Raw genomic sequence first — 13,786 nt, 5'->3', positions numbered from 1 at the left:
AGGAACGAAGATATGACTTACAAAACTTTCTCCGTCGAAATCGACGCCGATGGCATTGCACTTTTGACCATCGATCTTCCCGACGCCTCCATGAATGTGTGGAATGGCGCGTTGATTGAAGAATTCGCCAAATGGGTTGATGATTTCACGACCAACGACGCCGTTAAAGGCGCGGTCATCACCTCGGGCAAGAAATCCGGTTTCTTGGCGGGCGCTGACCTGACTATGCTGGGCGGCGCGAAGGCGAACAGCACCAAAGAAGCTTTTGACCAGGCATTTGCGTTGAACGCATTACTGCGCAAAATGGAAACGGGCGGTCAGTCGGCCAAGGACCTGAGTTCCGGCAAAGTTTCGGCCAAGCCAGTGGCTTGCGCGCTGAATGGACTTGCCCTGGGCGGCGGGCTTGAGCTGGCTTTGGCGTGCCATTATCGCGTCGTTATTGACCATCCGAAAATTCAGCTTGGTATGCCAGAAGTCATGGTTGGCTTGCTGCCCGGTGGCGGTGGCACACAACGGACGCCGCGCCTGATTGGCCTGCAGAATGCAGCGATGATGATCATTCAAGGTAAGGCGCTCGATCCGGCTACAGCAAAGGCGCAAGGCCTGGTCCATGACGTCGTGCCAGCGGCTGACCTGATTGCGCATGCGAAGGCATGGGTGAAAGCCAATCCGAAGGTCACGGCACCTTGGGATAAGAAGGATTTCAAATTCCCGGGCGGGGCAGGGGCAATGGACCCGCGCGCCGTGCAATTATTCGTTGGCCTCAACGCCATGGCGCATAAGGAAAGCAAGGGCAATTTCGATGCCATAAAGGCGATTTTGTCCTGCTTGTATGAAGGCTCGATCCTGCCATTCGACACTGCGTTACGTGTGGAATCGAAATATTTCACCAAGTTGCTTTCGGGCAGCCAAGCGAAGAATATGATCCGTACCTTGTTCATCAACAAGCAGGCTGCCGAAAAGGGTGCTGGCCGTCCCGCAGGCGTGCCTCCGGTTGAGATCAAGAAGGTTGGCGTATTGGGTGGCGGGCTCATGGGTTCGGGAATTACGCATGTCACCGTCAAGGGCGGCATGGATGTTGTCGTTCTCGACCGCAGCTTGGAAGACGCCAACAAGGCAGTCAATTACAGCCGCAAGATCATCGACAAGGCCGTCAGCCGTGGCAAGATGACAAAAGAAGCCGGTGACGCCTTCATGGCGCGTATCACGCCGACCGACAATTATGATGACCTGAAAGACGTCGATCTTATCATTGAGGCGGTATTTGAGCGTCCCGATGTAAAGGCGGACGTTATCAAGAAAGCCGAAGCCGTCATCGGCCCTGATGTTGTGTTCGCGTCGAATACGTCCACGTTGCCGATCACTGGCCTCGCCAAAAATTCGTCACGGCCGGAACTGTTTGTCGGACTGCACTTTTTCTCACCCGTTGAAAAGATGCCGTTGCTTGAAATTATCCCTGGCGCGTTGACGGGTGATCGTGCCTTGGCGGCGGCGTTTGACTATAACGCCAAAATCAAGAAGACCCCGATTGTCGTAAAGGATGTCCGTGGCTTCTTCACCAATCGCGTGTTCCCGCCGTATATGGGTGAGGCGATGAAGCTGGTGACGGAGGGTGTGAAGCCCGCTTTGATCGAAAATGCAGCCAAGGCACTTGGCATGCCCATCGGCCCGCTGGCGTTGCTCGATGAAACCACGCTGCAACTGGGCTATGACGTTATGCAGTCAACGAAGAAGGAATTGGGCGACGCCTATCAACCAAGCGGCACCGAAGATTTTATGGAGTTGATGGTGGTCACGCTTGGCCGCAAGGGCCGGCGTTTTGGCTCTGGCTTTTATGACTATGATGCCAAGGGCGAGCGCTTGAGCCTATGGCAGGGCATGGCCCAGCATTATCCGCTCGCCGCCGAACAGCCGTCGGTGGAAGAGGTGAAGCAGCGTTTGTTGTATATCCAACTGATTGCAACGGCACAGTGCTTTGAAGAAGATGTTGTCAAAGACCCGCAAAGCGCCGATTTGGGCGCGATATTTGGTTGGGGCTTTGCGCCTTATACGGGCGGTCCCATGAGTTATATCGACACGGTCGGACTGGAAAATTTTGTCCGTACCGCTGACAATCTTGCGCAACGTTTCGGGAGCCGTTTTGCACCACCGAAAAGCTTCCGCGAGATGGCGGACAAGGGCGAGACTTTGTATAAAGCTGCTGCATAAAAACCAGAAAGCAAGGCACAAAAAAGGGCGACCTCCACGCGGAGGCCGCCCTTTTTGTTTGTGTCGTTTATTTAGAACTTAGCGCGGACGGTCAGGCCGTACATGCGGGGTTCTTCCACGAAACCGATCAACGAGCGCGTTCCAGCTGCGCCACGCAGCGGCGTATTGGCCGTAATGCCGCGTGTGATTTCATTCGTCAGGTTCGTACCCCATAGTTCAAAGGTATAACGTTCATCCGGCGTGGTAAGCCCAATGCGTGCGTTCATCTTGAAGTAGTTTTCCTGCCGAGCGAGCGGGATGGGTAGATTGTTCGTGTCGAGATCAATTGTCCGGGTTGTTCGGCTGTCCGAATAATTGACGCTACCGTTAACCAGTAAACCCCAACCTGAGCTGTTGAGTGGGCCATCATAGGTCAGTCCGGCTACGCCTGTGAACTTCGGCGCATTGGTCAGGTCTTGTCCGCAGAGACGCACCACAGAGCCAAGAGCGCTTGCGGCAACACCGTCGGCGCAATTGCTTGGGTAACGTGCATCGGCGTAGGTCAGGGCAAGATTAGCATTCATGTAGTTACCGAAGTCACCAAACAATTCGAGTTCCGCGCCGGTTGAACGCGCCGAATTGACGTTAAAGGTCAAGAATTGGACGCCAGTGAATTCAAGGACCTGGAAGTCGCTCATCTTCATGTCAAACAATGCAAGATTTGCCTTAATCGGGCCAAAGGTTGCCTTCACGCCAATTTCGATTTGATCCACCTTTTCGGATTTGAACCGTGGGTCGGCGTAAACTGGTGCTACTGCTGGGAGGCCCAGTCTCTGTGCCTGAATTATTGCCACCGAGTTCTGAAGATTGGCTGCCGTTGGATCAAGATTGAAACCACCTGACTTGAAGCCGTGACTAAATCCAGCGTAGATTAACAGGTCTTCATTGGCTTTATAACCAGCTTGCGCAGTGTAGGTGATTTCATCATCTTTGAAGGTATTAGACCACAGCCGCGGTAATGGAAGGTAGCTGCTCGCGAGGCCTCCGCCCACGACGGTGGGTGCCGTCAAGTTAACAGGCACGGCGAATGGAAAGCATGAGAGACCTACAACACCGTAATACCCCGCCAGACCAGTGGGGTTGAGGCCACCGACGTTCGTCAATAACGAAAGTGGTCCGTTCGGTGTAAGTGCGCCATTTGCAATAGCCTGACATGCCTGATTACTTGCACTAAGCTGATTGAACGCCGCTTTTTTCGTCTCAGAAACATAGCGTGCGCCGATGGTAAGGCTTAGCTTATCCGTTACGTTGAAAACGTTGTGGGTGAAGATTGAATAGCTTTCGGCATCTTGAGAAAACAGGTTGTTGCCAAAAGAATTGTTCGAATTGACCGGCGCACCAAACGTCGGAGCAGCTGCTGTTCCGCCAGATCCCAAAGCAGTCAGGGCAAATAGCGGGTTCACACCTGCTGCTGGGCCAAAGTTAAATGCGCTATTTGCCGCTTGAAAATCGGCACCGAAGGACATGGTTTGCTGAGCGGCAATCTTTTCCTTGGAATAGAAACCACCGATCAACCAATCCAGAGAGTCGTTAAGAGCCGTGCCTTGCAACCGCAGTTCTTGGGTGAAGGTTTTAATCCGGTCACCGTTTGGCAAAACGCCCGGCGCTTGGATTGAGCCACCGACACCTGTTGTGAAAATTTTCAGGCTTGTGAAATCGGACTCAGCTGTCGAGCTGGATTTAAAGTCGCGATAGGAACCGATGTACGTCAGCTTTGCGCCACCAAAATCCCATTTTACTTCACCAGAAACGCCCCATTGTTTTGCGCCATTGAAAAACGTCTGGCTGTTCGTTGCCAGATTTTTAAGCGCCGACTGGCCGGATTCGACAACGCCATCATTCGCCAAGCCATGGAACGCAGAAAATGGCGCCAGTTCCGTTTCGCGAACTATCACAGCGTCACAGCAGTTTTCGTCGACCTTAGAATAATCCGCCAGCAGGCGGATGCTTAGATCGGCGTTTGGCTCCATGTACAACTGCCCACGAAGCATATAGCGATCGCGGTTATTGCTTTCGGCGCCAGTAGAGCTTTTCAAGAAACCGTCACGCTTGCGCCAGGTGCCTGACAAGCGAACTGCGGCGACATCCTGTGCAATGGGGACGCTGATCCCGCCTTGCACATTCATGAAGTTGTAGTTGCCATAAGAGGCGTTAGCAAATCCCTCGACTTCAGAGAGATTGGCGCGCTTTGTCGAGATGTTCAAAGCGCCTGCTGAGGTATTGCGCCCGAACAACGTGCCCTGTGGACCGCGCAGAATTTCGAGGCGCTCAAGGTCGACAAGATCGCCCAACGCAACACCGGGGCGGGATTGATAAACACCATCAATGAAAACACCGACCGAGCTTTCAAGGCCGGTGTTGTTGCCCGTTGTGCCAACACCACGGATTTTAATAGAGGTGCCCTGCGTTTCGGTCTGTGATGACTGAATGTTAAAGCTTGGCGAAATCGACGAAAGCGATTTAATGTCGGACACGCCTTCACGCTCAAGTGCCTCTGGCGCGACTGCGGTCACGGCAAGCGGAATGTCTTGCACATCCATTGCACGCAATGTGGCGGTCACGATAATGGGTTCATCACCACTATCTTCTTCGGCTTGGGCTGTTTGAGCATAAGCTGCTGGCACTAACATCGCGCTGCAGATGGTGCCGCACAAGGCAGCCGTGATTACACGATTAAAACGACGCATTTCTCTCTCCTCCATTTAACCGACAACCCATTGGCATTTGCTGCTCATATAAGGCTGGCGGCGCTCTCAACGCTTCCCGGGTGGGAAAAGTCCGGGAAGAAGAACCCTCTTCGTCCCATCTTATCGCCGAAATTTGACAAATCCAGCAATTTAATCGCGCGATTGAAATTAGGGTCAGGACCACTTAAATCCATCTTCGCGGCGTCAAGACGTCCTTCGGATTTGACCCATACTGTCCATTGCCGCGTTGGCAAAGCTAGACTTAGAACCACTAAGCCCTGCGCTTGCCGCCTTGCACTGAACAGTATGGCCTCAAACCGCGAAGGTGGATTTAAGTGGTCCTGTCCCTATCACTTTGCTGTGGCTTTTGCGTCTTTTGGCGCTAATCATCGCGGGCTATGTTTGACCGCCCCACGATCTTGGACGAGACATTTTCCCGTCGCGTCGCTGCGCATGACTTTCCATCTTCGCGCACCAACCCCACCGCCGAAATGGTTGCGCCGCACGTGCTTGTCGATTTGTTCGACACACAAATCATGAGTCGCCATCTCGACCTTTGGGCGCGGCGTTCCAAGGGCAAGACTTTCTATTCCATTGGCAGTTCGGGGCATGAGGGCACTGCGGCCATGGCCGCCGCAACACGCTCGACCGATATGGCATTCCTGCATTACCGCGATGCTGCGTTCCTGATCCAGCGTAAGAAGCAAGCCGGCGGCCTGACGCCCTTGCATGACATGGCCTTGTCCTTCGCCGCGTCAGCCGATGACCCGATTTCGGGCGGACGGCACAAAGTATTGGGATGCGCCCACACCTTTGTTCCGCCGCAGACCAGTACGATTGCCTCACATCTGCCTAAGGCCGTGGGCGCGGCGCATTCGCTTGGCATGGCGCAGCGGCTGCAGCTTGCTGACGCGGTGTTGCCGCATGACTCGATAATCCTATGTTCATTTGGTGATGCGTCTGCGAACCATTCAACGTCGCAAGGTGCGTTCAACGCCGCATGTTGGGCGGCGTATCAGCATTTGCCTATGCCGATCGTGTTCCTGTGTGAGGATAATGGCATTGGGATTTCCGTGCGCACACCGGGCGGGTGGATCGCGGCCAATTTCGCACATAGGCCGGCGCTGCATTACATTAGCTGCGACGGTGCGGACATGAACGATGCCTTGCGCGGATGCGCACAAGCGGTGACCTATGCCCGCACGCGGCGCAAGCCGGTTTTCCTGCACATGCAGACGATCCGACTGATGGGGCATGCCGGGGCGGACGTTGAATTAAGCTACGCCCCTATTGCACAGATCGAGGCTGCCGAGGCGCAGGACCCCTTGCTACACAGCGCGCGTATCTTGCATGAACAAGCGGGCATGTCAGGCGCGGAGATAGTGGCGCGCTATGAAGATATGCGTGCCCGGGTCGACAGCGTGGCACGCGATGCGCTGGCGAAGCCGCGACTGTTAACGGCGGCAGAGGTTATGGCGTCGATTGAACCCGCAAAATTCGAAAAGCCGCCGCAACCCATGCCCGATGCGGCGAAACGTGATGCCCTGTTCGCGCATGACGCGCGTAACCTTGCCAAGCCAGCGACCTTGGCCAAGAGCATCAATTTTGCCTTAGCGGACATCATGCTGCAATATCCCAATGTCGCGGTGTTTGGCGAAGATGTCGCGCGCAAGGGCGGCGTTTATGGCGTGACGCAGGGGTTGCAGGAGAAATTCGGCGCCGTGCGTGTGTTCGACACATTGCTGGACGAACAAACGATCTTGGGCCTCGCCATTGGCATGGCGCATAACGGCTTTGTGCCGATTCCCGAAATCCAGTTTTTGGCCTATCTGCACAATGCCGAGGATCAGATCCGTGGCGAAGCGGCAACCTTATCCTTCTTTTCAAACAAGCAATATCGCAACCCGATGGTCATCCGCATTGCTGGCCTGCCTTATCAAAAGGGATTTGGCGGGCATTTCCACAATGACAACAGCCTGGCCGTCCTTACCGATATTCCCGGTATCATCGTCGCTTGTCCGTCCAGCGCCGCTGACGCGCCAGCGATGTTGCGGGAATGCGTCCGTCTGGCGCATGAGGACGGGCGGGTTGTGGTCTTTATTGAGCCTATCGCGCTCTATCATATAACCGACCTGCAACAGCCGGGCGACGGTGCGTGGACTGCACCTTATATGGCACCGGATCAGGACAATGTTATTTTGCTTGGTGCGCTTGGTCAATTTGGCAAAGGTAATGAACTTGCGATCATAACATACGGAAATGGTTATTTTCTGTCGCGTCAGGCTGCGGATGAGTTGAAGGCGGGAGGGATTGACCTGCGGATTATCGATCTACGCTGGCTACACCCGTTAAATGCCGAGGCGATTGTTGCGGCGGTGGCGGATTGCGGGAAAATCCTGATAGTCGATGAATGCCGTAAGTCGGGAAGCCTCAGCGAGAAGTTGATGACCCTATTGACCGAGGCAGGACGCGGCGATGCCGTCAGCCGGATTACTGCCGAGGACTGCTTCATTCCGTTGGGACCGGCGGCGGAACTGGTTTTGCCGAGCAAAGAGTCCATTATCGAAGCCGCACGGGCGGCGGTGGCATGAAAAAACGCGCTTTAGTAATCTGCCCCGGACGCGGGACATATAACGCCGCAGAGCTTGGCTATCTTCGGGCGCATCATGCGGCGCGAGGGGGGATAATAGCCACCTTGGACGCCGTGCGGGCGGCGAAGGGGCAGGAGACTGTCTCGCAGCTTGATAGTGCAGACAAATACACGCCATCGGTTCATATGACCGGCGATAATGCCTCGGCGTTGATCTACGCCTGCGCAATGGCGGACTTCGCCGCGATTGACCGCGAACAATATGAGATTGTCGCGATAACAGGCAACTCCATGGGTTGGTATCTGGCATTGGCTTGCGCGGGCATCGTCGATCTTGCGGGCGGGGCGCGGCTCGTCAACAATATGGGCGGGATCATGCATCAGCATGGAACCGGCGGGCAGATTGTCTGGTCAATCGTTGATAATGACTGGAAAATTATCCAAGACAAAATACTTCTTATCAATAACTTGTTGAAGGAAGCGCAGACAGTATCACACATTAATGTCCACATTTCCATTCGCTTGGGCGGGATGATTGTGTTCGCCGCAGACGACGCCGGGCTGAAATGGCTGATGGAGCGGTTGCCCAAGGACGACCGCTTCCCGATGCGCCTTATGCACCACGCCGCATTCCATAGCCCCTTGCTAAACCACATCGTTCCAATGGCGCGGGCCGAAAACCCAATGACCGATTTCGGGGCTGGCGAAATTCCCGCGATTGACGGGCAGGGCCGGATTTGGTCCCCCCGCGCGTTCAGCCATGAGGCCATTTATAACTACACGCTTGGCGCGCAACTGACCGACAGCTATGATTTTACCCGCGCAGTTCAGGTCGCAGCCGCCGAATTCGCGCCCGACACGATCATTGTCCTCGGCCCCGGAACAACCTTAGGCGCACCAACGGTGCAGGCGCTGATCGCTTCGGGCTGGCGCGGTCTGTCGAGCAAAGCGGACTTTCAGGCGCGGCAGCAGGATGAACCGATCCTCATTTCCATGGGCATGGCCGAACAGCGCGCTTGGGCACAAAGCTAGGGTCAGGACTACTTAAAGCCACCTTCGCGGTTTGAGGCCATATTGTTCAGTGCAAGGCGGCAAGCGCAGGACTTAGTGGTTCTAAGTCCAAGCTTGCCAACGTGGCAATGGACAATATGGGTCAAATCCGAAGGACGCCAAAATGGCTGCGATCTCAAAGCAAAATGCCCTTGCAGGCAGAATAACTGCCTGCGGCGGACATTTTCCTTCGATATCTTTGCCATTTTGACGCCGCGAAGGTGGATTTAAGTAGTCCTGACCCTAAGTCTTGCATACGAATAAGCGCTAGACGCCCCGCCGCTTCCGGATAAAGGGAAGGACGAATTGCACGGCAAATGTCTGCTGCCTTGCCAGGAGATCGACGGAATGCGCGACCATAGCTCAACCTTGCTGCTGTTCGGGGCGACGGGCGACCTTTCGCGCCGAATGCTGCTGCCGTCCTTATACGCTTTGCATGCCGATGGCTTGATCGATCCGAACTTGCGGATATTTGGCACCGCCCGAAGCGCCCTGACCGACGACGCCTTCCGCGAGATGGCGCGTGCGGCATTGTGCGAATTTCTACCCGATGATCGCAAGGCCGAAGGGTTGATTGATGCCTTCTTCCTGCGTTTGCATTATGTCGCGCTGGATGCGTCCAATCCTGATGGCTTTGCCGAACTGGCGGCGACAATTGGTGATATCTCGGGGGGTTTGTCGATCTTCCTGTCCACAGCGCCGTCTTTGTTCGAGGCGACGATCAAGGGCCTACATTATGCCGGTCTGTCTGGCGAGAATGTCCGTATTGGTCTCGAAAAACCCTTGGGCAATGATCTTGCGTCCTCGTGCCACATCAATGACGCCGTCAATGCCGTATTCCCCGAAAAACGAACCTTCCGCATTGACCATTATCTGGGCAAGGAAACCGTTCAGAACCTGATGGCGTTGCGCTTTGCCAATATGTTGTTTGAACCATTGTGGAATGCCAATGCCATCGAACATGTTCAGATTACCGTGAGCGAGACTGTCGGACTTGAGGGGCGCGCGGGCTTTTACGATGATACGGGCGCGCTGCGGGACATGGTGCAGAACCATATGCTGCAATTGCTCGCACTGACCGCGATGGAGCCGCCCGCCAGCCTTGATGCCACCGCCATTCGTGACGAAAAGGTCAAGGTTCTGCGCGCGCTCCGTCCTGTGGCCGAAGGCGATGTTGTGACCGGTAAATATACCGAAGGCGCAGTCCAAGGCGATGCGGTCAAAAGCTACGAAAGCGATCTGGGCAAAGCGTCCGACACCGAAACATTTGTTGCGATAAAGGCTTATGTCGACAATTGGCGTTGGCAGGGTGTTCCGTTTTTCCTGCGCACCGGCAAACGCCTGCCCGAACGGCGCAGTGAAATTGTTATCCAATTCAAGCCCGTGCCGCACAATGTATTCCGCGACCGTGGCGGTAAACTTGAGGCAAATACGCTTATCATCCGTTTGCAGCCGGAGGAATATGTGCGGTTGTTGGTGATGGCAAAAGAACCCGGACTGGACCGGGGCGGGGTTACTTTGCGCGAAGTGCCGCTGGATTTGTCGCTAACGGCAGCCTTTGCCGGATCGCGCAGGCGGATTGCGTATGAAAGACTGCTTCTCGACCTCATAGAAGGCGACCAGACGCTATTTGTCCGCCGGGATGAAGTTGAGGCACAGTGGGCATGGATCGATGCCATACGGGCGTTGTGGAACGCCACGGCACTTAAGCCGAAGGCCTATGGCGCGGGAAGCTGGGGTCCGAATGCGGCGATTGCGCTGACTGAACGCGATGGAGTGAGCTGGCATGAATAAATTGCACTTTACCATCGAAGCCGTCACTGCGCGGATTATTGAACGCTCCAAGCCGGGGCGTCGGGCCTATCTCGACCTGATCGCCAAGCAACGCGACGCTGGTGTTAACCGCCCGGCTTTAAGCTGCGGTAACCTTGCGCATGGCTTTGCCGCCAGTGGCGAGGACAAGGCGTCGATCCGCGATGGCAAGGCAATGAATATCGGCATTATCAGCGCGTATAACGATATGCTCTCCGCGCATCAGCCTTATGGCCGTTATCCAGAGCAGATGAAAATTTTCGCGCGTGAGGTTGGTGCTACCGCGCAAGTTGCAGGATCAACGCCTGCCATGTGCGATGGTGTCACGCAGGGGCAGGATTCGATGGAGCTGTCGTTGTTCAGCCGCGACGTAATCGCGATGGCAACGGCGGTAGGTCTGAGCCATGGCATGTTCGAAAGCGTCGCGATGCTTGGCATTTGCGACAAGATTGTGCCTGGTCTGTTGATCGGCGCTTTGCGCTTCGGCCATTTGCCGACCATCCTTGTGCCAGCCGGGCCCATGCCGTCGGGCCTTGCCAACAAGGAAAAACAACGCGTGCGTCAGCTTTATGCCGAGGGTAAAGTGGGCCGCGCTGAATTGCTTGAGGCGGAGGCCGCGTCTTATCATAGCGCGGGCACTTGCACCTTTTACGGCACCGCAAATTCAAACCAGATGATGATGGAAGTGATGGGGCTGCATATACCCGGTTCCGCCTTTATCAACCCCGGCACGAAATTGCGGACCGAATTGACCCGTGCCGCCGTCCATCGCCTCAGTAAAATTGGGTGGGATGGCGATGATTATCGGCCCTTGGGCCTTTGCGTGGATGAAAAGGCTGTTGTGAACGCATGTGTTGGCTTGCTCGCAACGGGTGGTTCAACCAACCATGCGCTGCATATTCCGGCAATCGCGCGGGCGGCGGGGATCATTATCGATTGGGAAGATTTGGACCAACTGTCCTCGGCTGTGCCGCTCATTGCGCGGGTCTATCCAAATGGATCGGGTGATGTGAACCATTTCCACGCGGCGGGCGGCATGGGTTATGTCATCCGGGAGTTGATAGATGTCGGCCTGCTGCACCGCGATATCATGACCGTCGCAGGCAATGATTTGGCCGATTATGGGCGTGAGCCAATGTTAGAGGATGACCGGCTTGTCTGGCGCGATGCGCCAGCCGTCACTGCCGATGACACTATGCTGCGTCCACCATCTGCGCCGTTCAGCCCCGATGGCGGGATGCGTTTGGTGACGGGCAATTTGGGCCGCGCAACATTTAAGACCAGCGCAGTCGATCCTGCCCGCTGGACGATAGAAGCGCCCGTCCGCGTGTTTCATGACCAGAATGACGCATTGGCGGCGTTCAAGGCGGGCGAATTGGATCGAGATGTCATTGTCGTCATCCGTTTCCAAGGGCCTGTCGCCAACGGCATGCCCGAATTGCACAAGCTGACCCCGCCCTTAGGCGTGTTGCAGGATAAGGGCTTTAATGTGGCGCTCGTAACCGATGGCCGCATGTCCGGCGCGTCGGGCAAAGTGCCTGCCGCGATCCATTTAAGTCCAGAAGGGGCGCGCGGCGGAGCTATCGCCAAGCTTCAGGATGGTGATATCATTCGGCTCTGCGCGAATACCGGAACATTGTCGGTTCTGGTCGACGCAGATATTTGGGCGGCCCGCGCGCCAGCGCCGACGCCGGCACGGCATGTTGGCACGGGGCGTGAGCTGTTCGCGTTGCTGCAGGCCGGCGCGGATGAGGCGGAGAAAGGCGGGTCGGCCATGTTGGCGGTTGCTGGACTATGACTGCTATCGTCGCTGTCGATATCGGCGGAACCCATGCCCGCTTCGCAATTGCCGAAGTTATGGACGGCCGCGTGCTTGCCTTGGGCGAAGCGGTGACGCTGAAAACCGCTGAACATGCGAGTTTCCAGACGGCGTGGCAGGAATTTGAACGGGTCAATGGTGCGCCACTTCCCCGCGGGGCGGCAATTGCGATTGCGGGGCCAGTGGACGCCGATGTTATCAAGCTTACCAACAATCCATGGATTATCCGCCGTTCAATGGTGTGCGAGAAATTGGACGTCGACAGCTTTGTCATCGTCAATGACTTCGGCGCGGTGGGCCATGCAGTTGCGCAGGCGGGGCCAGAGCACTTTCAGCATTTGACGGGGCCGGATCAGGACTTTGCTACGGACGGCACGTTGAGCATTATAGGGCCGGGAACGGGTCTTGGCGTGGCACATGTCTGGCGCAGGGGCAGCGCCTATAATGTGCAGGCGACCGAAGGCGGGCATATCGATTTTGCTCCGCTAGATGCGATTGAGGACGCTGTTTTGGCGCGGTTGCGCAAACGTTACCGCCGGGTATCGATCGAACGCGTGGTGTCTGGACCAGGCCTTGTTGATCTCTATGAAACGCTTGCCGGGATTGAGGGGCGTGCGGTCCAGCAATATGATGACAAGACCTTGTGGCAAATGGGAATGTCAGGCGAGGACAGCCTTGCCGCCGCAGCGGTTGACCGCTTCTGTCTATCGCTTGGCAGTGTGGCAGGTGACATTACGCTCGCGCAGGGCGGGTTTGCTGGCGTTGTGATTGCGGGCGGGCTGGGCTTACGGATCAAAGATAGCCTCATCCGTTCGGGCTTTGCCGAACGGTTTCGGGCAAAGGGCCGCTTCGAAGGGCTGATGTCCACCATCCCGGTAAAACTGATCACACATCCCCAACCCGGCCTTTTTGGCGCAGCGGCCGCCTACGCCCAGCAATATATTTGAGGATTTACACCATATGGTCGCAATAGAAAAAATCATGCGCACCGCGCCCGTCATTCCGGTGCTGGTCATCGAGGATGCCGCGCATGCGCGTGACATAGCGCAGGCGCTAGTTGCAGGAGGGCTTCGCGTGCTTGAGGTCACCTTGCGCACCGCTGCGGCCTTGGACGCGATTGCCGAGATGAAGAAGGTCCCCGGCGCGATTGTCGGCGCTGGCACTATCATTGATGTACCCGGTCTCGAATGCGCGATCGCCGCTGGCGCTGAGTTTATTGTATCGCCTGGCCTCACCAACAATTTGGGTAAGGCAGCCATCGCCAAAGGTATACCGTTCTTGCCCGGCATCGCCAGCGCCAGCGACATCATGCGCGGGCTAGATTTGGGACTGACGCATTTCAAATTCTTCCCGGCAGAGGGTAATGGTGGCCTTCCCGCGCTCAAGGCTCTCATTGGTCCATTCGGCCAGTGCCAATTTTGCCCAACGGGTGGGATAAAACAGGACACAGCGGCAGATTGGTTGGCGGTGCCGGAAATTTTATGTGTTGGCGGTAGCTGGCTTGTTGGTAAAGGCGTTCCAGATGTTGCCGCGATTGAATCGGCAGCGCGAGCCGCATCGGCATTACGGAACTAACGGAGA

General features: G+C 56.0%; 8 protein-coding genes. 7 read left to right on the top strand and 1 reads right to left on the bottom strand.

Annotated features, from left to right (window positions below):
- The first annotated feature begins 12 nt into the window (after nucleotides 1-12).
- On the top strand, nucleotides 13-2,208 hold the full coding sequence (locus HEQ34_RS08200) for a 3-hydroxyacyl-CoA dehydrogenase NAD-binding domain-containing protein (RefSeq protein WP_296199550.1): 2,196 nt from the start codon (nucleotides 13-15) through the stop codon (nucleotides 2,206-2,208).
- 71 nt (nucleotides 2,209-2,279) lie between these two features.
- On the opposite strand, the gene HEQ34_RS08195 is transcribed toward HEQ34_RS08200, so the two are convergent.
- Complete coding sequence (locus tag HEQ34_RS08195) at nucleotides 2,280-4,934, bottom strand: TonB-dependent receptor (RefSeq protein WP_296199548.1); 2,655 nt, start codon at nucleotides 4,932-4,934, stop codon at nucleotides 2,280-2,282.
- Between the two features lie 398 nt (nucleotides 4,935-5,332).
- Here HEQ34_RS08195 and HEQ34_RS08190 point away from each other — a divergent pair, with 398 nt between their 5' ends.
- The 6 genes from HEQ34_RS08190 to eda all read left to right on the top strand — a co-directional run bounded on the left by HEQ34_RS08190 (nucleotide 5,333) and on the right by eda (nucleotide 13,780).
- Complete coding sequence (locus HEQ34_RS08190; protein ID WP_296199546.1) at nucleotides 5,333-7,525, top strand: thiamine pyrophosphate-dependent enzyme; 2,193 nt, start codon at nucleotides 5,333-5,335, stop codon at nucleotides 7,523-7,525.
- The gene (locus tag HEQ34_RS08185) at nucleotides 7,522-8,556 is read left to right on the top strand and encodes an ACP S-malonyltransferase (RefSeq protein ID WP_296199544.1); all 1,035 of its coding nucleotides are present in this window, start codon (nucleotides 7,522-7,524) and stop codon (nucleotides 8,554-8,556) included. Before HEQ34_RS08190 ends, HEQ34_RS08185 begins: the two co-directional genes overlap by 4 nt.
- A 366-nt stretch (nucleotides 8,557-8,922) precedes the next feature.
- Complete coding sequence (gene zwf, locus HEQ34_RS08180) at nucleotides 8,923-10,368, top strand: glucose-6-phosphate dehydrogenase (protein ID WP_296199541.1); 1,446 nt, start codon at nucleotides 8,923-8,925, stop codon at nucleotides 10,366-10,368.
- A complete protein-coding gene (gene edd / locus HEQ34_RS08175; protein ID WP_296199539.1) occupies nucleotides 10,361-12,184 on the top strand; it encodes a phosphogluconate dehydratase in 1,824 nt (607 codons plus the stop codon). The genes zwf and edd overlap by 8 nt, the downstream gene beginning before the upstream one ends.
- Entirely contained in the window at nucleotides 12,181-13,152 is a 972-nt protein-coding gene (gene glk, locus HEQ34_RS08170; protein WP_296199537.1) for a glucokinase, read from the top strand. Before edd ends, glk begins: the two co-directional genes overlap by 4 nt.
- 13 nt (nucleotides 13,153-13,165) lie before the next feature.
- Nucleotides 13,166-13,780: a bifunctional 4-hydroxy-2-oxoglutarate aldolase/2-dehydro-3-deoxy-phosphogluconate aldolase gene (gene eda, locus HEQ34_RS08165; RefSeq protein ID WP_296199535.1), complete on the top strand. Its 615-nt coding sequence runs from the start codon at nucleotides 13,166-13,168 to the stop codon at nucleotides 13,778-13,780.
- Nucleotides 13,781-13,786 lie beyond the last annotated feature (6 nt).

Source organism: Sphingorhabdus sp. (genome assembly GCF_023910635.1).
Lineage (GTDB): Bacteria > Pseudomonadota > Alphaproteobacteria > Sphingomonadales > Sphingomonadaceae > Sphingorhabdus_B.
The sequence above is the reverse complement of the archived record's forward strand: the minus strand, read 5'-3'. Positions and strand labels throughout refer to the sequence as shown.